16 protein-coding genes and 1 pseudogene are annotated in these 22,246 nt (G+C 64.2%); 9 read left to right on the top strand and 8 right to left on the bottom strand.

The window, feature by feature from the left end; all coding sequences use genetic code 11:
• Positions 1–38: 38 nt before the first annotated feature.
• The 3 genes from GNH96_RS10395 to GNH96_RS10385 all read right to left on the bottom strand — a co-directional run bounded on the left by GNH96_RS10395 (position 39) and on the right by GNH96_RS10385 (position 2,874).
• A complete protein-coding gene (locus GNH96_RS10395) occupies positions 39–359 on the bottom strand; it encodes a hypothetical protein (protein WP_228719815.1) in 321 nt (106 codons plus the stop codon).
• A gap of 566 nt (positions 360–925) precedes the next feature.
• On the bottom strand, positions 926–2,143 hold the full coding sequence (locus GNH96_RS10390) for a UbiH/UbiF/VisC/COQ6 family ubiquinone biosynthesis hydroxylase (protein ID WP_169603606.1): 1,218 nt from the start codon (positions 2,141–2,143) through the stop codon (positions 926–928).
• A gap of 32 nt (positions 2,144–2,175) precedes the next feature.
• Complete coding sequence (locus GNH96_RS10385) at positions 2,176–2,874, bottom strand: hypothetical protein (RefSeq protein ID WP_228719814.1); 699 nt, start codon at positions 2,872–2,874, stop codon at positions 2,176–2,178.
• Positions 2,875–3,016: 142 nt separating this feature from the next.
• Here GNH96_RS10385 and GNH96_RS10380 point away from each other — a divergent pair, with 142 nt between their 5' ends.
• The 4 genes from GNH96_RS10380 to GNH96_RS10365 all read left to right on the top strand — a co-directional run bounded on the left by GNH96_RS10380 (position 3,017) and on the right by GNH96_RS10365 (position 9,580).
• Positions 3,017–4,492, top strand: a complete 1,476-nt coding sequence (locus GNH96_RS10380) for an NAD-dependent succinate-semialdehyde dehydrogenase (RefSeq protein WP_169603605.1) — start codon at positions 3,017–3,019, stop codon at positions 4,490–4,492.
• 111 nt (positions 4,493–4,603) lie between these two features.
• The gene (locus GNH96_RS10375; RefSeq protein ID WP_169603604.1) at positions 4,604–8,533 is read left to right on the top strand and encodes a DUF3683 domain-containing protein; all 3,930 of its coding nucleotides are present in this window, start codon (positions 4,604–4,606) and stop codon (positions 8,531–8,533) included.
• Between the two features lie 82 nt (positions 8,534–8,615).
• Complete coding sequence (locus GNH96_RS10370; protein WP_169603603.1) at positions 8,616–9,386, top strand: alpha/beta hydrolase; 771 nt, start codon at positions 8,616–8,618, stop codon at positions 9,384–9,386.
• Positions 9,383–9,580 carry a hypothetical protein gene (locus GNH96_RS10365; protein WP_169603602.1) on the top strand — a complete coding sequence of 66 codons (198 nt, stop codon included), beginning with the start codon at positions 9,383–9,385 and terminating at the stop codon, positions 9,578–9,580. The genes GNH96_RS10370 and GNH96_RS10365 overlap by 4 nt, the downstream gene beginning before the upstream one ends.
• A 7-nt stretch (positions 9,581–9,587) precedes the next feature.
• On the opposite strand, the gene nhaD is transcribed toward GNH96_RS10365, so the two are convergent.
• The 5 genes and pseudogenes from nhaD to GNH96_RS10345 all read right to left on the bottom strand — a co-directional run bounded on the left by nhaD (position 9,588) and on the right by GNH96_RS10345 (position 14,226).
• Complete coding sequence (gene nhaD, locus GNH96_RS10360) at positions 9,588–11,033, bottom strand: sodium:proton antiporter NhaD (protein WP_169603601.1); 1,446 nt, start codon at positions 11,031–11,033, stop codon at positions 9,588–9,590.
• Positions 11,034–11,081: 48 nt separating this feature from the next.
• Positions 11,082–12,296 (bottom strand): cation:proton antiporter, encoded by a 1,215-nt coding sequence (locus GNH96_RS10355; protein WP_169603600.1) that lies wholly within the window; start codon positions 12,294–12,296, stop codon positions 11,082–11,084.
• Positions 12,297–12,461: 165 nt separating this feature from the next.
• Positions 12,462–12,665 (bottom strand): glucan biosynthesis protein, encoded by a 204-nt coding sequence (locus GNH96_RS16355; RefSeq protein WP_407658816.1) that lies wholly within the window; start codon positions 12,663–12,665, stop codon positions 12,462–12,464.
• Between the two features lie 33 nt (positions 12,666–12,698).
• Positions 12,699–12,766, bottom strand: a pseudogene (locus GNH96_RS16350) (hypothetical protein); the annotation flags it as partial.
• Positions 12,767–12,855: 89 nt separating this feature from the next.
• Complete coding sequence (locus tag GNH96_RS10345) at positions 12,856–14,226, bottom strand: OpgC family protein (protein ID WP_169603598.1); 1,371 nt, start codon at positions 14,224–14,226, stop codon at positions 12,856–12,858.
• A 188-nt stretch (positions 14,227–14,414) separates the two neighbouring features.
• Between GNH96_RS10345 and GNH96_RS10340 the strand changes: the two genes are divergently transcribed.
• From GNH96_RS10340 to GNH96_RS10320, 5 genes are read left to right on the top strand one after another with little or no spacing between them, the layout of a single operon-like run.
• Complete coding sequence (locus GNH96_RS10340; RefSeq protein WP_169603597.1) at positions 14,415–15,089, top strand: response regulator; 675 nt, start codon at positions 14,415–14,417, stop codon at positions 15,087–15,089.
• Complete coding sequence (locus tag GNH96_RS10335) at positions 15,082–16,482, top strand: sensor histidine kinase (protein ID WP_169603596.1); 1,401 nt, start codon at positions 15,082–15,084, stop codon at positions 16,480–16,482. Before GNH96_RS10340 ends, GNH96_RS10335 begins: the two co-directional genes overlap by 8 nt.
• A 60-nt stretch (positions 16,483–16,542) precedes the next feature.
• A complete protein-coding gene (locus GNH96_RS10330) occupies positions 16,543–17,673 on the top strand; it encodes an efflux RND transporter periplasmic adaptor subunit (protein ID WP_169603595.1) in 1,131 nt (376 codons plus the stop codon).
• A gap of 10 nt (positions 17,674–17,683) precedes the next feature.
• Positions 17,684–20,785 carry an efflux RND transporter permease subunit gene (locus tag GNH96_RS10325; protein ID WP_169603594.1) on the top strand — a complete coding sequence of 1,034 codons (3,102 nt, stop codon included), beginning with the start codon at positions 17,684–17,686 and terminating at the stop codon, positions 20,783–20,785.
• Positions 20,782–22,086: a TolC family protein gene (locus tag GNH96_RS10320; RefSeq protein ID WP_169603593.1), complete on the top strand. Its 1,305-nt coding sequence runs from the start codon at positions 20,782–20,784 to the stop codon at positions 22,084–22,086. Before GNH96_RS10325 ends, GNH96_RS10320 begins: the two co-directional genes overlap by 4 nt.
• The last annotated feature ends 160 nt before the right edge of the window (positions 22,087–22,246 follow it).

The following is a 22,246-nucleotide window of genomic DNA, read 5'->3' as shown; positions in this document are numbered from 1 at the left end:
CAGCCGAATGGGACGCAGGCTGGCTTACACCGCCAGCCTCAACGGGGCATCGCGTTATAGATGCTCTGATCGAGAGTTCGGCGCATTTGAGTCCTTATCAATGCGTCTTCTTCATCCTGGGTGGGTTTGCCGCAGTTCGCTTTTTCTCCCAGTTCCGCCTCTTTAGCAAGTTCCTTGTTTTGCCAATACAGGTTGGAAGCCTTCATCTTCCCGCCACATCGCTCCGGCACGACCATGCCGATGGTGAAGCCGTCACATACTCCGTTGGCCGATATTTTGCCCGTAGCCGGGCAAGGATGTGAGTTTAGAAAGGCTTGGGTTTCTCGCTCTTTCAAAGCATTGGCAGCCTGTATGTCCATTTCGGATTTCTGTGGCTGTTCGGCACAACCGAGCAATAGCGAAAATCCCAAGACCGCCATCCCATTCTTGACATTGCCCGTGAAACCGCACCGTCCATCCATTAGGACCCTCCAGTAGATTGCTGCGATTACAAACCGATAACGAATCTCTAGTCCATAGTCCGCGATTGGGTCGAGGTAACGGGCGCAATCCCGTTACCTCGACCCAATCGCGAGCTGGGGGCAAGAACCCCCGGTTACCCAATGAGGGCGGCATATTGGCTCATTGGTTTGCCGCCCATGGATAAAGGCGACGAATGAATATTGTCAGGGCTATAGCAATAGCTACGGCGACCAAGGAGCCAATGATAAACACCCCCCAATCGTTGGGCTGAAGTACGCCCAATGTGACAATCAGTAACGGTATCGGCAAATCGAGGAAGTGAGTGAAAGCTGGCACGTTTTCAGGGCGACAGGATGCACTGAGGGTACGAAGCGCATCAATCGCGAACGATGCGCTTACCTTCGTTCAGCGCATCCTACCTACCGCGATAAATGCAACGGCCAATTTTTTCTTCAGCGATTTTTCAGCCTCCCAACCCCTCCCCTCTCGCCAGCTTCGGCAAACTCCCATCCAATCCCATCGCATACCGCATCACCAGCTTCTTGGCGGGGGTGATCCGTTCGGCCAAGCCGAGGCCGAGATTGCGGACGAAGCGCAGCGGGACGTTGGCGTTGCCGAAGGCGCGGTAGAAGAAGTCCATGGCGGTCATCATCAGCAGGTTGCTGTTGCGGCGCATGCCTTCGTATTCGCGCAACACGGTGCTGGAGCCGATGTCGCGGCCGGCGCGCTTGGCCTTGGCGAGCACTTCGGCCAGGGCGGCGGCGTCGAGCAGGCCGATGTTGACGCCCTGGCCCGCGAGGGGATGGATCATGTGGGCGGCATCGCCCACCAGGACCGCGCCCTCCTTGTAGTAGCGAAGAGCGTGCTGGCGGCGGAGCGGGAAGAAGCCGCGGCTGACGATGCCCTTGATTTCTCCCAGTTCGGCGGGAAATTCCCGGCTCAATTCGCCCAGCAGGGCTTCGTCGGGGAGGGAGAGCAGCCATTTCACCCGTTCGGGCGCCTCGTACCAGACCAGGGAGGCGTTGCGCCCATCGAGCGGCAGGAAAGCCTGGGGCCCGTGCGGGGTGAAGCGCTGCCAGGTGATGTCCTGCTGCGGATAGGCGGTTTCGACGGTGAGCACCAGGGCATGGTGCTCGTAGTCCCAGCTGCTGACGCCCATGCCGGCGGCCTGCCGGGCCTGGGACTGGCCGCCGTCCGCCGCGACCAGCAGCCGCGCTTCGATCACGCGGCCGTCCTCCAGTTCGATGCGCGAGCCTTGCGAGCCATAGTCGATCTTGCGAGTCTTGGTCGGACAGAGGAAATCGACGCCGGACAACGCCGGGAGCCGGTCCATCAGGGCGAGCTGGAGCACACGGTTTTCGACGATATAGCCGAGCACCTCCTCGTGGATGTCCTCGCTGGCGAACAGCACGTCGCCACGGTCCTCCCAGACCCGCATCCGCCGGAACGGACAGCAGCGGCGGGCAACGACGCCGGCCCAGGCGCCGACCGAGTTGAGGATGCTGACCGAGGCGATGCTCACTGCGGAAACCCGCAGGTCGTGCGGCTGCTCGGGCGAAAACGCGGGCGGCAGCGCCCCCTCGATCAGGGCAACGCGCAGCCCGGTCCCTTCCAGCGCGCAGGCCAGCGTCGCGCCTACCATCCCGCCGCCTACGATGGCGATATCGTATTGTTCTGACATGCTCATTTCTCTCCCGCTGGCGGAAAACCGTTTCAGCGCTTGTGGTTGACCCGGTCGAACTCGGCGAGAAAGTTCCTGACCCTTTCTTCGATCGCGGCCTTCGACTGTTCCACCAGGGTGGACTGATCGCCGGGTGTGGCGAAAATGAAGTTGCTTTCCCACAGCAGCGCATCGACGTGCTGGGGCACTTCCAGCGGGCTCTTGTCCTTGCCGCCGGACTCGGGATAGAGTTCGGATGACCAGTTCACCGCGTGGGCGTAGTGGGCCAGCCCCTGGACTTCGGCTGAAATCGCCGCGGGCTGGGCGCCGGCCGGCGTCGCCGCCAGGTCGACGACGAGCAGCAGCCGGCCCGACATATGCGGCAGGAAATGCATGTCGAACGAGCTCTTGGCGATCTGGAACGGAATCTTGTGTTCCGCCATCAGGTTGCCGATATCGGCGTTCACGGCGGTGCAGATGGCCTTGACCGCCGGATTTTCCGCTTCTTCCACGGGGCAGTAGAAGATGATTCCCGGCCAGCCTTTCAGACGCTCCAGGTTGGTCTGTTTCATGTGCTCGAGAACCTTTTGCTTCACCGCCGGGGAAATCGAGGCCGTGTCCGGCGAAAAGGTTTGCGGCTGAGCCGGTTCGGGCTCGGCTCGACTGCTGCCCCATCCGAGCATCAACAGCATCGCCGCCGCGATTTTCAGCCGGGACGCGGCCCCTTCCGATCCATTCTTTGGTACGTTCATATACGATTCTCCTCTTTCGACTTTCGTTGTGATGCGCTTAAGACGCCTGCGGCCTCATGGTGCATCATGGTACTACCGCGCCGAAAATGTGCGAAATGCCGTACACGGCGCGGGCACATCCATTCTTTTGTGGAATCCGCCGATGAGCCATGAACTCCGACTCTCCCAGCCCGGCCTGCTGCGCACGCAGTGCCTGATCGACGGCCAATGGGTTGGTGCCGACAGCTCAATGACTTTTCCCGTTACCAACCCGGCCACAGGCGATATTCTGGCCCGCGTTCCTGCCATGGGTACGGCTGAAACCTTGCGGGCCATCGCCGCCGCCCAGAACGCCTGGGCCGGCTGGCGCGGCAAGACCGCCAAGGAGCGTGCCGCCGTGCTGCGCCGCTGGTACGAGCTGATCCTGAGCCTTACCGACGACCTCGGCCGCATCATCACCGCGGAACAAGGCAAGCCGCTGGCCGAGGCGCGTAACGAGATCGTCTATGCCGCCGGCTTCGTCGAATGGTTCGCGGAGGAAGCCCGGCGCGCCTACGGCGAAACCATCCCCTCGCCGGTGGCCGACAAACGGCTGCTGGCCATCCGCCAGCCCATCGGCGTGTGCGCAGCCATCACGCCGTGGAATTTCCCGGCGGCGATGATCACCCGCAAGATCGCGCCGGCCCTGGCCGCCGGCTGCACCGTGGTGGTCAAGCCCGCCGAGCAGACGCCGCTGACCGCCCTCGCCCTGGCCGAGCTGGCGGTACAGGCCGGCTTTCCGCCGGGCGTCGTCAACCTCGTGACCGGCGATCCGGCAACGATCGGTGGCGAACTGACCTCCAGCCCGCAAGTCCGCAAACTCTCCTTTACCGGCTCGACCGAGGTCGGACGCCTCTTGATGGCGCAATGCGCCGAGACGGTGAAGAAGGTCTCGCTGGAGCTGGGCGGCAACGCGCCCTTCATCGTGTTCGAGGACGCCGATCTGGACGCGGCGGTCGAGGGCGCGTTGCTGTCGAAATATCGCAACGCCGGCCAGACCTGCGTCTGCACCAACCGTTTCCTGATCCACGATTCGATCTACGACGCCTTCGCCGAACGCCTCGCGGCCAAAGTGCGCACGCTCAAGGTCGGCAACGGCATGGACGAAGGCGTCGTCCAAGGGCCGCTCATCGACGTCAGCGCGGTGGCCAAGGTGGAGCACCACATCGCCGATGCGCTGGACAAAGGCGCCCGGGTGCTGGCCGGCGGCGAGCGCCACGAGCTGGGCGGACGGTTTTTCCAGCCTACGGTGCTTGCGGAAGTCACGCCGGAGATGCTGTGCACTCGCGAGGAAACCTTCGGGCCGGTGGCGCCATTGCTGCGCTTTGGTTCCGAAGACGAAGCCTTAGCGATCGCCAACGCCACCGAATACGGCCTCGCCGCTTATTTTTACACCCGCGACCTGGCCCGCGCTTTCCGCGTCGGCGAAGCGCTGGAATACGGCATGGTCGGCGTCAACACCGGCATGTTGTCCTATGACGTCGCGCCTTTCGGCGGGGTCAAGCAGTCCGGCATCGGCCGCGAGGGTTCGCGCCACGGCATCGACGAATACCTGGAACTCAAATACCTTTGCCTGGGCGGGATGGGCCCGCCGGCTTGAGCCCCGCCGGCAGGATTCGGATTCCGATCATCTCTATTGCGCGCCCGGCCGTATTTCCGGCCCGGCCCGCGCGATAGAATCGCGCCTTTATTGGCAAAGAGAAACCACGGCATGGCTGCGGACCCGGACTCCTTTCCCCCGAACACAGACCCAGGCCCCGTCCGCCTGCGCGAGATTCCCTACAACTACACTTCCTTGTCCGACCGCGAGATCGTCATCCGCTTGCTCGGCGAGGCGATGTGGCAGGTGCTCGACGGCCTGCGCACCGAGCGCGTGACCGGCCGCTCGGCGCGCATGCTGTACGAGGTGCTCGGCGACATCTGGGCGGTGCAGCGCAATCCCTACCTGGAAGACGACCTGCTCGACAACACCGGCCGCCGGCGGGCGCTGCTGGAGGCGCTGCGCCATCGCCTGCGCCAGATGGACCAGCGCCGCGCCGAGATCGAGAGCGATCAACCAGAGCGCGCCGCCCGGGTCGCGCTGCTGATCCAGGCGGCGCATCAGGCGGTGGATGCCTTCCAGGCCCGCTTCGAGCACACCCGGGAACTGCGCCGCCGGGCGCTGACCCTGCTGTCTCGCCACACCCGCAAGGACAACATCTGCTTCGACGGCTACGCCCGCGTCACCCACGTCACCGACGCCACCGACTGGCGCGTGGAATACCCGTTCGTCGTGCTCTACCCCTGCAGCGAGGAGGAAGTCGGCCACCTGGTGCGCGACTGCATCGAGCTGGGCCTGACCATCATCCCCCGCGGCGGCGGCACCGGCTACACCGGCGGCGCGGTGCCCCTGACCCCGCTGTCCGCCGTGATCAACACCGAGAAGCTGCTGGCGCTGGGGCCGGTGGAACGCGATGCCCGGCTGCCCGGCGTGGATCAGCCCTGCGCGACGATTTTCACCGGCGCCGGCGTGGTGACGCGGCAGGTGATGGATGCGGCTGAACAGGCCGGCCTGGTGTTCGCCTGCGATCCGACTTCGGCGGACGCCTCCTGCATCGGCGGCAACGTCGCCATGAACGCCGGCGGCAAGAAAGCGGTGCTGTGGGGTACGGCGCTGGACAACCTGGCCTCCTGGCGCATGGTCACGCCGGACGGCAACTGGCTGGAGGTCGAGCGGCTGAACCATAACCTCGGCAAGATCCACGACCAGGACGAAGCGCGGTTCCGGCTCAAGCGCTACGACGCCGACGGCCACCGACTTTTGGGCGAGGAAATCCTCTCGCTCCCCGGCGACCGCTTCCGCAAGACCGGCCTGGGCAAGGACGTGACCGACAAGTTCCTCGGCGGCCTGCCCGGCATCCAAAAGGAAGGCTGCGACGGCATCATCACCTCGGCGCGCTGGATCCTGCACGAGATGCCGCCCTATGCCCGCACCTTCTGCCTGGAGTTCTTCGGCCAGGTGCGCGAAGCCGTGCCGGCCATCGTCGAAATCCAGGACTACCTCGGGCGCCTGCCCAAGACCGGCGGCGCCCGCGTGATGCTGGCCGGGCTGGAGCACCTGGACGAACGCTACGTCAAGGCCGTGGGTTACGCCACCAAGGCCCGCCGCCACGGCCGCCCCAAGATGGTGCTGTTCGGGGACATCGTCGGCGACGACGACGATGCTGTGGCCCAAGCCGCCTCGCAAGTGGTGAGGCTATGCAACGCGCGGGGCGCGGAAGGCTTCATCGCCGTCAGCCCCGAGGCCCGCCGCAAGTTCTGGCTGGACCGCGCCCGCACCGCGGCGATCTCCAAGCACACCAACGCCTTCAAGATCAACGAGGACGTGGTGATCCCGCTGCCACGCATGGGAGACTACTGCGACGGCATCGAGCGCATCAACATCGAGCTGTCGCTGCGCAACAAGCTCAAGCTGTGCGATGCGCTGGCGGAATTCCTCGGCGGCGACCTGCCGCTGCGCGCCTACGAGGACGGCATCAACAAAATGGAACTGATCGGCGACCGCCGGGCGCTGGCGCTGGATGCCGTGGCGGCGGTGCACGAACGCTGGCAATGGATACTGGACCACCTGGACCTGCCGCTGGACCAGGCCGAGGCGCAGTTCGCCAGTCTCGGCATCGAAGCCGGCGAACTGACCAACCGGGCCGAGCGGCCTACCCTGTTTCACCGGGTCCAGGACCACTCGGTACGCGTCTCCTGGAAGCACGAATTGCTGCCGCGCCTCAAAAGCATCTTCGAGGGCGACAACTTCCGCCCCGTCGTCGAGCGGATCGAGGCGGTGCACAAGGCCGTCCTGCGTGGCCGGGTCTTCGTCGCCCTGCACATGCACGCGGGGGATGGCAACGTGCACACCAATTTGCCGGTCAACTCCGACCATTACGAGATGCTGCAAGAGGCCAACGCCGCCGTCGCCCGCATCATGGCGCTGGCGCGCTCGCTGGGCGGAGTGATTTCCGGCGAGCACGGTATCGGCATCACCAAGTACGAATTCCTGACCGAAGAGGAAGTGGCGCCGTTCCATGCCTACAAGGCCCGAGTCGATCCCGAAGGCCGCTTCAACCAGGGCAAGCTGATGCCTGGAGCCGACCTCCGCGCCGCCTACACGCCCTCGTTCAGCCTGATGGGTTTCGAGTCGCTCATCATGCAGCAGAGCGACATCGGCGCCATCGCCGATTCGGTGAAGGACTGCCTGCGCTGCGGCAAATGCAAGCCGGTCTGCTCCACCCACGTGCCGCAGGCCAACCTGCCCTATTCGCCACGCAACAAGATCCTCGCCACCTCGCTCCTCATCGAAGCCTTTCTGTACGAGGAACAGACCCGCCGCGGCATCTCCATCACCCACTGGAAGGAATTCGAGGACGTCGCCGACCACTGCACCGTCTGCCACAAATGCTACAACCCCTGCCCGGTCGACATCGATTTCGGCCAGGTGTCGATGAACATGCGCAACCTGCTGCGCAAGATGGGCAAGCAGAGCTTCAACCCGGCCAAGACCGCGGCCCTGGCCTTCCTCAACGTCACCCGCCCCAATGCGATCAAGGCCTTGCGCACCACCATGATCGAATGGGGCTACCGCGGCCAGCGCTTGGGTCATCTGCTGCTCAGACCCTGGGGCCACGCCCAGACCCGCCGGCCGCCGGCCTCGCTGGGCAAACCGAAAGTCACCGAACAGGTGATCCACTTCATCAACAAGAAAATGCCGGGCCAGTTACCAGCCAAGACCGCGCGCGCCTTGCTCGACATCGAGGACAACCAGGTCGTGCCGGTGATCCGCGATCCCCGCAAGACTGCGGTGGATTCCGAAGCCGTGTTCTATTTTCCAGGCTGCGGCTCGGAGCGGCTGTTCTCGCAAGTGGGGCTCGCCACCCAGGCCATGCTGTACGAGATCGGCGTGCAGACCGTGTTGCCGCCCGGTTACCTGTGCTGCGGTTTTCCCCAGCGCGCCGCCGGCCAGTTCGACAAGGCCGAGAAGATCACCACCGACAACCGGGTGCTGTTCCACCGGGTCGCCAACACCCTCAACTACCTCGACATCAAGACGGTGATCGTGAGCTGCGGCACCTGCCTGGACCAGCTCGCCTCCTACGAATTCGACCGCATCTTCCCCGGCAGCCGGGTGCTCGACATCCACGAATACCTGCTGGAAAAAGGCGTGAAACTCGAAGGCGTGAACGGCGCCCGCTACCTGTACCACGATCCCTGCCACAGCCCGATGAAGCAGCAGGACCCGCTCAAGACCGTCAATGCCCTGATCGCCACCGCCGACGGCAGCCGGATCGCCAAATCCGAGCGCTGCTGCGGCGAATCCGGCACCCTCGCCATCGCCCGCCCCGACATCTCCACCCAGGTCCGCTTCCGCAAAGAGGCCGAACTGAAGGCCGATGCGGCCAGGGTAAGAGCGGACGGCTTCGACGGCCCGGTCAAGGTGCTCACCTCCTGCCCTTCCTGCCTGCAGGGACTACAGCGCTACCGGGAGGATGTCGACAAGCTCGACGCCGATTACATCGTGGTGGAAATCGCCCGGCATGTACTCGGTGAGAACTGGATGAAGGCTTATGTGGAGCGGGCGGTCAAGGGAGGGATCGAGCGGGTTTTGGTATAGGAACCGTGTCTCCATGACCCGTCTGCCCCCTCGTGCGCGCCCTTTGCTCATGTCCTTGGCCCTTTCAACCGGAGCTTTCCCCATGGCCCATGGCACGAATTCACCCTCCGATCTGGAAACCGCCGTTTGTGGCATCGTGCGGGAACCCCTGGCGTTCTGGCAGTTCCGGCGGGCGGCCGGCGCGCCGGATGCCCGCCGCGTCCGGTCGATCCGCGGCATCGAGCGGCTGTCGTTCAGCACCGGCGACGGCCGCGTGCTGGGCGGCTACCGGCTGCGGGCGGCCGATCCCAGGGGCTATCTGCTGGTGGCGCAGGGCAATGCCATGCTGGCCGATCAGATCATGGGTGCGCTGGAATTTTTCCGTGATTCGGGCCTCGATGTATACGTTTACGACTACCGGGGCTACGGGCTTTCCGAGGGAAAGAGCCGGCTCAAGGCCATCGTGTCCGATTACCGAGAGATCGTCGCGGCGCTGAATGCCAAGGGCTATGCCCACCGCTACCTGTACGGCATGTCCATGGGCGGCGTCGTCCTGGCCAATGCCGTCGGCGCGGGCGGGGAATACGATGCGCTGGTGGTGGACTCCTCTCCCAGCCGGATTTCCCGTCTGGGCTGCCCGGAGGACTACGATCCGGTGCGCAAGCTCCCGCAGGACGGAACCAAGCTCATGCTCATCGTCGGCCTGCGCGACCGCGTCGTGATGCCCTGGGAAATGGATGAACTGGCCAGACTCGTGCAGGAGCGCGGCGGCCTCGTCGTCAAATCCCCCGAATTCTCCCATCCATTGCAGGACATCGATCCGGCGATTCGCCGGCGCCGCTTTCAAGCGGTCGCCGATTTTCTCGCGCGATGAATCCGCTCGCCCGGCTGCCCTTGCCTGTTGTGGCCGTGCTCCGCCTGCACGGGACCCGGCCCGGCAAATCCGGTCCCCGCGAAGGCGAGCCCTATGCCTCGGTCTACGTGGTCAACCAGGGCAAGATGGCGAGAATCAGGCCCTATGCCGCTCGGGCGAAACCCAAACGAAACTGCCCGCCGTTGCACATTTGACGCGCCATCAGAACATTTCGGCGTTGATCAGGAAATGCGCCCCGATACTCGCCAGATAGCCCAGAACGATCGCGGGCGCCCATTTCAGGTGCGTGACGAAGGTATAGACGCCCTTGGCCTGCCCCATCAGGGCCACACCCGCCGCGGAACCGACGGAAAGCAGGCTGCCGCCGACACCGGCGGTGAGCGTCACCAGCAGCCACTGGCCCGTGGACATCTCCGGGTGCATGGAGAGGATCGCGAACATCACCGGGATGTTGTCGACCAGCGCGGAAATGATGCCGACGAGCGTATTCGCCGAGGTCGCTCCGAGATCGCCGTACAGGAAATCGGACAGATGGTGCAGATAGCCGATGAAATTCAGTCCTCCCACGCACAAGACCACCCCGTAGAAGAACAGCAAGGTGTCCCACTCCATGCGGGCGAGATGGTGGAAGACGTCGAAACGGAACGTGCTTTCCGGCTCCTCCGCCGTCACGGCCTCGCCCGCCATCGGATCGATGCCGACTTCGGGTTCGTCGCTGTGGGTCACGTGGAGGAAATAGCCGAACAGCTGCAGGTAGGTCAGTCCGGCCATCATGCCGACCGCGGCCGGCAGCTGCAGCCCGTTCTGAAAACCGACGGCGGTCAGCACGGTCAGCAGGAACAGCAGCACGATCCGCTTGGCGCCGCGGCGCATGGTGACCTTGGCCACGAGCGGCGCCGGCCGCCCTTTCGGCACGGCGAAATGCATCAGTCCGGCCGGAATGATGAAATTCACCACCGACGGGACGAACAGCTTGAAGAAGGTCCAGAACTCCACGATGCCCTTCTGCCACACCATCAGGGTGGTGATGTCGCCGAACGGACAGAATGCGCCGCCGGCATTCGCCGCCACGACCGTGTTGACGCAGGAAAGACCCACGAATTTCGGATTGTCCTTGCCCACTGCCATGACCACTGCACACATCAGCATGGCCGTGGTCATGTTGTTGGAGACGGAGGAGATGAAGAAGGCCAGCACACCGGTCACCCAAAACAGCTTGCGGTAGCCGAAACCCCGGTTGACCAGCCAGGACCGCAGGCTGTCGAAAACCCGCCGTTCCTCCATGGCGTTGATATAGGCGATGGAAACGATCAGGAACAGCAGCAGTTCGCCGTAATCCAGCACATCGTGGCGAATGGCCGCTTCGGCTACGTCGGACATGCCCTCGCCTTTGTAGACGACGGCGATGGCCACCCAGATCAGCGCCGCCGCCGCCATCATGGGCTTGGACTTGCGCAGCTCGAGTACCTCCTCGAGCACCACGAAGACATAGGCGATGCCGAACAACGCCAACGCGAGGTAACCCACGGCATGGCCGCTCAGGTCCAGGGAGCGGGGCAAACCGGGCATGGCCGACGCCGCCAGAGGCGTCATGGCCAGCCCCGCCGCGGCCAAGGCTCGAAACGGAATGATCCTCGAACAATTCATGCTGTCTCCACTTGCGGCGACACACCGCGCAAAAACCACGTATGGTAGTCAATTTTCTAGCGGAAGATACCGGCGGTAGACATCTTTCAGCAAGATCGGAGCGAGCAGTGTCGTAAGCGCGATGACGATGATCAGGGCGGCGTAGGTTTCGTTGTCCAGAATGCCCGAGGTGCGCCCGAGTTCCGCGAAGACGAGGCCGACCTCGCCCCGGGGAATCATGGCGATGCCTATGGCGAAGCGCTCCCTCCACGGTCCCCTGAGCAAGAGGGCGCCCAGAAGCTTCCCCGATATCGCTGCGGCGAACAGGCTGAGGGACAGCGACCAGATGAACGGCGAACCCCAATCCACCGCGCGAAGGTTCAGCGACAGCCCGACCATGACGAAGAAGATCGGCACGAACAGATGGATGATGGGGCGCATCTGATCCTCGATGCGTCCGGCGAAATCCGTGTCGTGATGCAAGGCCAAGCCGAAAGGAAGAAAGAAGCGCCGCGACAGGGCCAGTCCCGCGGCGAACCCGCCCAGCAGCTCCGGTGCGCCCATGGCATGCGCCAGCCAGGCGAAGAACAGCACCAAAGACACAATCAGTGTCGGAATCAGGCCATCGGTCCGGCTGATCCGGGCAAACTGGCGGATCGCCAGCGAAATCAGCCTGGCGAACAGCGGCGCCAGCACGAAGAACACACCGATGAAAGCCATGACACGGACCGCATTGGCCGGATCGACGCTGCCGGCCAGCGAGAATTCATACAGCAGCGCCAGCAGAATCACGCCCAGAATGTCGTCGATGACGGCGGCGCCCAGCACCACCTGGGCCTCCCTGCCATGGCGGCGCTGCAGATCGGTCAGCACGCGAACGGTAATGCCGATGCTCGTCGCCGTCAGCGTACCGCCGACGAAGAAAGCCTCCAACAGGCTGAAACCGAACGCCAAGTATCCGATGCCGGCGCCGAAGGCGAAAGGGAGGACGAAACCGCTGACCGCGACGAACAGTGCCCGCCCTCCCGTCCTGGCGAGCTGCCGGATGTCGGTTTCCAAGCCGACTTCGAACAGCAGCAGAATGATGCCGATTTCCGCCAAGAGCCCGATCACGGGACTGGCTTCCAGCCAACCCAAAAGGCTCGGGCCGAGGATCACACCGGCCAGGAGTTCGCCCACCACGGACGGACTGCGCAGGCGCGCGAACAGCTCGGCAAATAACCGGGCGGTCAGCAAAATGACCATCAATTGGAAAAAAAACTGATGAACCGCCTGGCTTTCCATGATCGCCTCCTTAATAGAAATTCGCCCGCTCCCCCTGCGCACCAGCCGCGCTCGCGCGATCGGCTACGCAGGGGGTCCCCAATCATCACGGGGAATCGGCGAATCAGCAAACCATGGACGCGAGAATGGGTGAACTCTGCGAAGTGGGGACCTCCACGGACGCCGTCAGGCAGGGGGAGTCCGCTGATAAAGCCAGGTCTCCGTCAAAGCGCCGAAACCGTCACGGAGGAAACAGCGCAAGTCCATGGGCTCGCCTCCGTCGCTGAGCAGGTCGAAGTTGCAGCGCCAGGTCGCCGTTCCTTTGACCGGGCGGGCAGCGGCCCTCTCGAGGCGGACACCACTGGTTCGGACGGGTGTTCGGGACTCCAATAGGTTTCGATGTTGTCGAAGGTCAAGTCAGAGGTGGGCCTTTCCACCCGTTGAACGGCACCCCCGCCCCAGGCTCCGACGGACGCCACCCCCTCCGGCATGTCGTCTGCTGGACCTCGATAGGGCTCTCGCGACAGCCTCATCGCCTCCAAGCCTTGCTGAACGGCAGGGCCGTCGAAGCGCCGCTCATTCAGATTCCGTCCTGCCACTCGATCCGTTCTTCCCCTTTCGGCTGGTCAATGACGTCATGGCCGTAGCCAACCCCATCCGCCTGCCCGACGCTGGCGACCAACGACACCCCTGCCGAATCCCCTAGTTCGGGCAACAGGATCAGCAAGGGCGACGCGGCCAGGAAGACCAGAGCCGCCTGTCCCACCCCAACGTTCAGCAAGGCACTCCTCGTCGGCAGCAGAAGCGACGCGGAGCGGTCCGCGGCCGGCGCGCCGGCGACCGCCCTCCAGGGCTTGGAATCCAGCCACTCCAAAACCCCGGCCACGCCGAGCATCAGCCCCAATCCGGCGAGGTTCACCCAGGCGACATCGAACGCGTCCCGGCCGCTCCAGTCGAGCGCCATCCCCGCGAGGTAAGAAAGTGCCATGGAGAAAAGGAACAGTGGCAGCGATTGCCGGCCCATTCGCGCGATCCAACGCGGCAGGGACGAGTCCAGCCGATGGGCTTTCCAGGACGACAACCGGTTCATCAAATAGGCCAGCGCCAGAAAATGCGCCAAGCGCAGCAGTCCCAAATGGCTCTTGTCCACCCAGGGCTCCAGGTGGGCGCGTACAGCGCCCAGGAACGCCACCCTTTGATAGGTCGGCTCATGGCCAAGCGGAATGGAAACCAGCACGAAGGCCAGACACAGCGCGGTCAGTCCCCGGCTGGCACGCGGCACCCGAAGCCACCCGGCCCCGAACCCGAAGCCGGTGAAAAACAGCAATTGCCAGGCGAAGGGATTGAAGAACCAGGGGCGGTCGCCGGCAGGCTCGGCCGGCAGCTCCCACCCGAAATGCCAGGCGCCCAGGTAAACGAGCAGGGAAACTCCCAGCCCCAGGGCGGCATGCCTCTGCGACAGGCTCCATGCCAGAGGCACCCAGAGCAGGATCACGAAGTACATCGGCAGGATGTCGAAGAAATTGGGAACGTAGCGGAGGCTGAACAGCGCGGCGATCGCCTCGGGCGTACTCTCGAAAAAATACCGCAGGTACAGGCGGTGGATGTAATCCTCCCCGCCCAGCCATCGGTTGCCGAATGCGCAGATCGCCGCCAGGACGAAAAACAGGGCGAGGTGCGAAACGTAAATCTGGCCGCAGCGGCGCAGGATACGCAGCGTCCCCAGCCACATTCCGGCCCTATCGAAGCATCGACCATAGGCCAGCGCCGCGGCGAACCCGGAGAGAAAGACGAAGATTTCCGCGGCATCGCTGAATCCGAACCGGGAGGGGGTGTAGAAATACAGGGGGTTGAAGGGGATGTGGTTGACGAAAATGATCATCAGCGCCACACCCCGGAAAAAGTCGAGCCGGACGTTGCGCGAAGGCACGGTGGAATTCGGCGTTCCCATGATTGACCCCATTCGGCGTGGCCCCGCTGGATGCCGGCCTCCGACGGCACGGATTGCCGATTCGAGGAAGTATCGTGCAGACTGCTACGATCCCGACGAATCGCCCTACGCGGCGCCAAGCTTGTCGTTAACCGTCGGAGTTTAGAGAAGAAAGCTTTCATGAACCTTTCATACCCCGGTGAAAACCGATGAGGATTCTGCTCGTCGAAGACGACGAAACCCTGGCCGACGGCCTGTCGCGCAGCCTGGCCGAGGACGGCTTCGACCTCACCGTTGCCGCGACGGGAGCCTACGCCGACAGCGCCCTGCGCACCCAGGACTACGATCTGGTCATTCTCGACCTCGGCCTGCCCGACATCGACGGGAAAGAAGTCCTCAGGCAGTTGCGGGCCAGAAAATCGCCGGTGCCAGTCCTCATCCTGACGGCCCGTGACAGGCTGGACGACCGGATCGGCGGTCTGGAGCTGGGCGCCGACGATTACATGACCAAGCCTTTCGAGCTGAGGGAACTGGAGGCGCGGGTGCGGGCACTGATCCGGCGCAGCCATGGCGGCTTCAGTCACGACATCGTGTGCGGCCCGCTCGTTCTCAATACGCTCGACCGCCAGCTCCATGTGAATGGCGAACCGCTGCTGTTGCCTTCCCGCGAATATGGCGTGCTGGAGGCTCTGCTGCTGCAGGCGGGCCGGGTGGTCAGCAAGGACCGGATCGCCCTGCGTCTGGCGAGCGGAGCGGACGAACTGGCGGACAACGCGATCGAAGTCTATGTGCACCGTCTGCGCCGCCGCCTCGACGATCTCGGCATCCGCATCAGGACGGTGCGCGGCCTCGGCTACCTGCTGGAGCGGCCCGCCGATGAATAAGCCGCACAGCCTGCGGACCCAGCTGCTGCTGCGGTTGACGCTGCCCCTGGCTTTCGTCGTGATGCTCGATGCGGCGGTGTCGTATGTCGTCGCCCTGCACTACGCGGATCTGGCCTACGACCGCTGGCTCCTGGACTCCGCCCGCTCGCTCGCCCAGCAGGTCAAGGGACAGAAGGACAAAATCACCATCGACCTTCCTCCGATTGCCGTCGAAATGTTCCGCTGGGACGACATGGACAAGACCTTCTTCAAGGTCGAGTCGCTCGGCGGGGGATTCATGGCGGGCGACAAAGCCCTGCCCAGCCCCTCGATACCGCCGGAGGAACGGGACCTTGCGTATTTTTCGGACGGCGAAATCGGGGGCAAGCCGATCAGGATCGTGTCGGTGCTGACGGCTCCGACGGCGGCATCCGGGGAAGTGCTGGTTTCGGTGGCGGAGACCCTGAACAAGCGCCGCGGCATGATGAGCGAGATTCTCCTCGCGGTGGTGCTGCCCCAAATCCTGCTGGTACTGGTCACCGGCATTCACATTTGGACGGGCGTCAACCGGGGGCTCCACCCGCTGCGCAACCTGGCACGCATCATCGCCGGGCGGTCCGCCCGGGACCTCGATCCCATCCCGGACACCGATGTTCCGCTCGAGGTGCGCTCCCTCACCCATACCATCAACGACCTCCTGCAACGCCTTGCAGCGTCCATGGCGACTCAGCGGCGTTTCATCGAAAACGCCGCCCACCAGCTTCGCACCCCCTTGGCCGGCCTCAAGATCCAGGCGGAGCGGATTCTACGCACGCAAGACCCGGAAACGATGAGGCCGGCGCTGATCCACATCAAGACCTCCGCCGACCGGGTCGCCCATCTCAGCTCCCAACTGCTGGTACTGGCCCGCTCCGAGGCCGTGATGCAGGACCGCCGGGAGTTCGCGCCGGTGGACTTGTGCGCGCTGGTGCGCGAAGGCTGCATGGACTGGGTACCCAAGGCGCTGGAACGGCATATGGAACTGGAACTCCGCGCGCCGGACGAGGCCATTTTCATCGCCGGCAACGCGCTTCTCCTGCGCGAACTCCTCAACAATCTGCTGGACAACGCCCTCCGTTATGGGAGACCAGGTGGTCAGATCGCCGTGAAACTCGATGGCCCGTCACCAACAGCTCTCATCGTCGACGACGACGGCCCCGGCATTCAGCCGACCGAAGCGGACAAGGTCATCGAGCGGTTTTACCGCATACCCGGAAGCCCCGGCGACGGATGCGGCCTGGGCCTTGCGATCGTCAAGGAAATCGCCGACCTGCACGGCGCCCGGCTGCGTATCTCCCGCTCATGTTTCGACAGCGGCACACGCATCGAAATCGCATTCGGACGGCAACCGGAGGAAGACCGGGGCCGTCGCTGAAAGGTATCTGAAAGCTTCCGCGCATAGCATGGGCAACCCCTGTGCTTCCCAAGTTTTCCCATGCCTTTTCCATCCCGGCTCGCAGTGTTCGGTTTCCTGTGCCTTGCCGCCTGTGAACAAAATGGTATCGAGCCGATTGAGCGTTCCCGGCCAAGTCCGTCATCACCGGCTGACCTACGGAAACATCCCGGACCGGTCACGGTTTCGCTGAGGCCGGAATCCCTACCCTATCTCACCATCCAGGCGATCCATCCGGACGCCTTCGACGCCTCGATTTCAGCTCCCGCCAGGGTCGATTTTCGCACCCAAGCCGTTTCGGCCGCGGGCACGATCGTCCCCGGCCGGGTCACCAAGGTACATGCGCAGATCGGCGAGCGCATCAGGGCCGGTGCGCCGCTGGCCACGCTGGTCAGCGCCGACGCCGCCCAGATGCGCTCGGATTTCTCCCGGGCCGAGGCCGAGCTGAGCCGTGCCGAAGACAGGCGCCGGCGCCAGGAGGAAATGGCCCGCCGCGGCGTCGGCCTGGAGGTCGAACGGATGGAAGCCGAGACGGAGTACCGCCAGGCCCGCACCGAATACGAGCGCAGCCGCGACCTCCTGCACCTCATCGGGGATGGCCGCGGGGGCGAGGTCGTCGTCCGGGCGCCGATGGACAGCGTGGTTCTGAAGGCCCACGTCTCCGTAGGTGCCGCGGTGGGGCCGGGGTCACCCCTGTTCGACCTCGGCGAGCCTTCCGCCGCCTGGATCGTGGCCGACGTGTTCGAAAACGACCTCCTGCTGGTGGAAGTCGGGGCCAAGGCTTCGATCGAACTCGCTTCGCTGCCCAACGCCATTTCCGGCCATGTAGTGGCCGAGAGCGCCGCCATCCAGAACGAACTCCGGCGCGCCTCGGTGTTCATCGAGCCGGACGACCCCGCGGTTCCGCTGAGACCTGGCATGTACGCGAGAGTATCGATCACCGTGTCGGAGCCCGGCCGGATCGTCCTGCCCACCTCGGCCGTGCTGATAAAAGACGGGCGGGAAACCTTCGTTTATGTGGAGAAGGAACCGGGAATCTTCGAAGCCCGCCCGGTGCGGGCGGGGCAGTCGCGGGCCGGCATGACCCCCATCCTTCAGGGACTGTCCGGGGGCGAACGCGTGGTGGTGAAAGGCGCCCTGCTCCTGGACGGCGAAGCCGCAATGCTCTTGTAAGGGTGCGATCATGCTGAGGCTGCTGATCGAGCATTGCGTACACCGGCGTTTCGCGACCATCGTGGTGAGCGCGGTGATCGCCGTGTACGGGGTTCTTGCCTACCTCGAAACCCCGATCGAAGCCTACCCCGATGTCACCAACACCCAGGTGACCGTCATCAGCCTGATGCCCGGATATGCGCCGGAAGAAGTCGAACGGCAGGTCACCATCCCTCTGGAGCGAGTGCTGAGCGGCACCCCCGACATGCTGCAGATGCGCAGCCAGAGCCTGTTCGGCCTGTCCCTGATCACCATCACCTTCCAGGATGACATCGACAGTTTCCGGTCGAGAACGCTGATTTCCGAGCGGATGGCCGGCGCCGAGCTGCCCGAAGGGGTCACGCCCGTGCTCGCTCCGGATTACACGCCTCTGGGGGCAATCTACAGGTTCGTGATGGTGAGCGACCGCCATACGCTTTACGACCTGCGGTCCGAAATGGAATGGAACGTGTCCCGCGCGCTGCGCCAAGTCCAAGGCGTCGCCGACGTATTGACCTTCGGTGGATACTACAAGGAATTCCATGTCGAAACCGATCCGGTGCGGCTGGAGTCCTTCGGACTGACCCTGGAAGACGTCAACCATGCGATCGCTCGGTCCAACCGGAATGTAGGCGCGGGATTCCTGCGTCATGGCGACCAGCAGATGCTGGTGAGAGGCGTGGGCAACCTCGCCTCGGCCGAGGACGTGAAACGGATCGTGCTCAAGAGCGCCGGCGGCACGCCGGTCACCGTCGGCGACGTCGCGCGTCTGGTCCAGGCGTACACGCCCCGCCAGGGGGCCGTGGGCCTGGACCACCGGAAAGAGGCCGTGGAGGGCATCGTGCTGCTGCGGCGGGGGCAGAACCCCTCGAAAGTGCTGGAAGCCGTCCACCGGAAGGTGGAGGAGCTGAACAGCCGGATCCTCCCCGCCGGCGCGAGGATAGAACCCTTCCTCGATCGGACCGAACTGGTCGACAACACCCTGCACACGGTCTACGACAACCTGTTGCATGGGTTTTTGCTGGTGGTGGCCGTGGTCTGGCTGTTTCTGCGCAGCATCCGCGGTTCTCTCATCGTCGCGCTGATCATTCCGTTGTCCCTCCTTGCGGCTTTCTCCGGGCTCTATCAGCTCGGCCTCCCGGCCAATCTCATTTCCATGGGGGCGATCGATTTCGGAATCATCCTCGATGGCGCAGTGGTGCTGGTGGAAAACGTGATTCACCTTGCCACCTGCCGGCGTCCGGAAAGCCGGCGCGAGATGCTGCGCCTGATCATCACCGCGGCGCTCGAAGTGGCCAAACCGACATTCTTCGCGATGCTGATCATCATCGCCGCGCTCATCCCGGTATATACGCTGGAGCGCGTCGAAGGCCGCATCTTCCGCCCGCTGGCCTTCACATACAGCTTCGCTCTCGCCGGCGGTCTGGCATTCGCGCTGACCCTGGTGCCGGCGCTGTGCGCCGCCTTCATCCGGCCACGCCACGCCGTGATCGAGGAACCGGCGTTCCTGGCTTCCCTGCGCCGGGTTTACGGACACGTCTTGAAACTGGCACTGGAGCGGCGCGGCGGAACCCTGGCCGTGGCGTTCCTGCTGCTGTTCGCCGGCGGCGCCGCGGGAACCCGGCTCGGAAGCGAATTCCTGCCCGAGCTGGACGAAGGCGACGTTCATTTGTTCGTCGAGATGCCGGCGAGCATCGCCCTGGCCAAGGGACAGGAGGTCCTGCTCGACATGCGCGAGCGCCTGCTCGGGTTTCCCGAGGTCAAGAGCATTCTCAGCCAGCAGGGCCGTTCCGAGGATGGCACCGACAACGAAGGAGTGAACATGAGTGAAACCTTCGTCCACCTGAAGCCTCGGGCGCAATGGCGCGCAGGGCTGGAGAAGGCCCGGCTGGTCGATGAGATGCGAGACTCCCTCGCCGCGATCCCCGGCGTACGCTTCCATTTTTCCCAACCCATCAAGGACGCCGTCGAGGAGGCCGTCAGCGGCGTCCGCGGAAAGGTCGTGCTCAAGATCTACGGCGCCGACCTGGAAAAGATGCGCGTCACCCTGGAACAGGCAAAGGCGGTGCTGAAAGACATCCCCGGGGTCATCGACCTGGACCTTTACCGGGATTCGGTGGTGCCGCAGCTCCAGTTGAAGCTGGACCGGTCGGCCCTGGCCCGGCACGGAATCGACGTCGATGCGGCCCAGACCGCCATCGAAACCGGCCTGGCTGGCAAGATCGTCACAGAACTCTGGGAGGGTGAACGCCCCGTGCCGGTGCGGGTGATCCTCCCCGGCGCCGAACGCGGCGACATGGAGCGCATCGCGAACCTGATGCTTCCCACCCCGGGAGGCGCACGGATTCCGCTGCGGGAGGTCGCCGACCTGCGCATCGAGCGTGGCCGGACCGCCTTCGAAAGGGAGGCGAACCGGCGGTTCCTGGCGCTCAAATTCAATATCGAAGGCCGCGATCTCGGATCGGTGGTGCGCGACGCGGCGATCGCGGTCGAATCCGCCGTCGACGTGCCGGAAGGCCACTTCCTGGTCTGGGGCGGCGAATTCGAGAACCAGCAGCGGGCGATGACGCGCTTGGCCGTCGCCGTCCCCGTGGCGGTTCTGGTCGTCTTCGCGCTTCTCTACGGCGCCTTGCAATCCGCCCGTAGCGCCCTCGCCATCCTGGCATGCGTGCCTTTCGCCCTGGTCGGCGGCGTATTCATCCTGCTGTGGAGCGGGATACCTCTGTCGGTAAGCGCCGCCATCGGCTTCATCGCCTTGCTGGGCCAGGTTTCGCTGATGGGACTCCTGGTCCTGAGCGCCGCCGAACAGTGTCGTCGCCAGGGCATGCCCCTGTTCGACGCCATCCGGGAGGGAGCGGTGGAGCGGCTTCGTCCGGTGCTGATGGCATCGCTGCTCGCGCTGCTCGGCCTGCTTCCCATGGCGCTGTCCACCGGCATCGGCAGTGAAACCCAGCGCCCCTTCGCCATGGTCATCGTCGGCGGCATGTTCACGACGTTCTTCGTGGCGATGTTCGTCCTGCCGGTGCTCTATTCCTTCATCACGCCCAAACTGCTGCTGTCGCCCGAAACGGCCGACGAACTGCTCGAACGATGATCCAGGCAAACCCCCGTATCCGCCTTTTCCGGGCATTCAAATGCCTGCTCCCGTTATGCCTCGCACTGAATCTCGAAGGCACCGCGCTTGCCGGAACGACAGCGGAATCTCTGCCGCAGGCCGTGACCATCAAGCAGCTGCTGGAAGTCGCGAGACGACACAGCCCCCGTTATGCGGCCTTGAGGCAAGCGGTCGAGCTTTCCAAGGCCGAAATCGCGGCGGCGGACGTCCTGCCGAATCCAAGAGTCAATTTCGGGAACTACAGCCTCTTGAGCGCCAACAACACGATGTACGACGGCAAGGTGCAACGCGAAGTCGTCCTGGAAGTCCCCGTGCTCATCTCCGGCCAGCATGGCGCCAGGGTCGAAGCCGCGGAAAAACAGGTGCAAGCCATTGAAGCCACGGTCCAGGCCGAGTTCGCTGGCCTGGTACACGAGCTGTGGCGCACGTTCATCAAGCTGCTGGCAGGCCAGCAGCGGGTCGCCGTATGGGAAGAAACCAGCACCAACATGGAGCGCCTCGCCGCGCTCGTCGCCGGGCGGGAGGAATCCGGCAGCGCCAGCCGGTACGACGTGCTGCGCATGGAAATCGAAGCCAAGGACGTCCGGGCGAAACTGGAAACCGCCCGTAACGACCTGCAGGGAACGGTGGAAGAACTGGGGTTGATGCTCGGTCTGCCGGACTGGAAACCGCAGGCATTGGGAAACTTCGCGCCGCTGGGCGTCTCGGCCGATCCGAACAAAGCCTGGGCGGACGCAGAGCGGATCAACCCCGAAATCGAAACGGTGCGCCGCGGAGAAACCGCCGCCGAGGCCCGCCTGGAAAAAGCCAAGGCCGAGCGCTGGCCGGTTCCCTCGATCCAGTTCGGTTCGGCGTTTACCGACCAGCCGTACGGGCATGCCTTCTTCGGCGGCTTTTCCGTCGAGATTCCCCTGTTCGACCGCAACCAGGGCGGAATGGCCAGAGCATCGGCGGAAAAGCAGTCGGCGATCCTCGAACGCGAGTTCGTGACTTCCCGAGTCCATGTTGCGCTCGATCGCGCCACCGGCCTGCTCGCACGCAGGCGCGAAACGCGGGCGCGGTTCGAGCGCGAGGTCATCGCCAAGCTGCCCGCCCTCAAGGAAATGGGGGAAGCCGCTTACAGGCTCGGTAAAGGCACGTTGCTCGAACTGCTGGACTCCACGCGCTCCAGAACGGAGATACGCCTCACCCACCTGGAGCTCATCGAGCTCGAACTGGAAGCGGAGCTCGAAACGCTGAGAGCCTCGGGACTGCTGGTCAGCCGGGCCGAAACCGGTTGACCGCCGGTTCGGTGGATCGCCTGCTTGTACCCGGGCAACGCCGATATTCCCACCCACTGGGCGGCACCCGGTTCAACCAACCCGGCTCCCACTGATGCTCATTCCTGACGAGAGCATGGAGAACAACTAACATTAAATTATACCCGTCGCTTACGATATA

The sequence above is a fragment of the Methylococcus geothermalis genome (assembly GCF_012769535.1).
Lineage (GTDB): Bacteria > Pseudomonadota > Gammaproteobacteria > Methylococcales > Methylococcaceae > Methylococcus > Methylococcus geothermalis.
The sequence above is the reverse complement of the archived record's forward strand: the minus strand, read 5'-3'. Positions and strand labels throughout refer to the sequence as shown.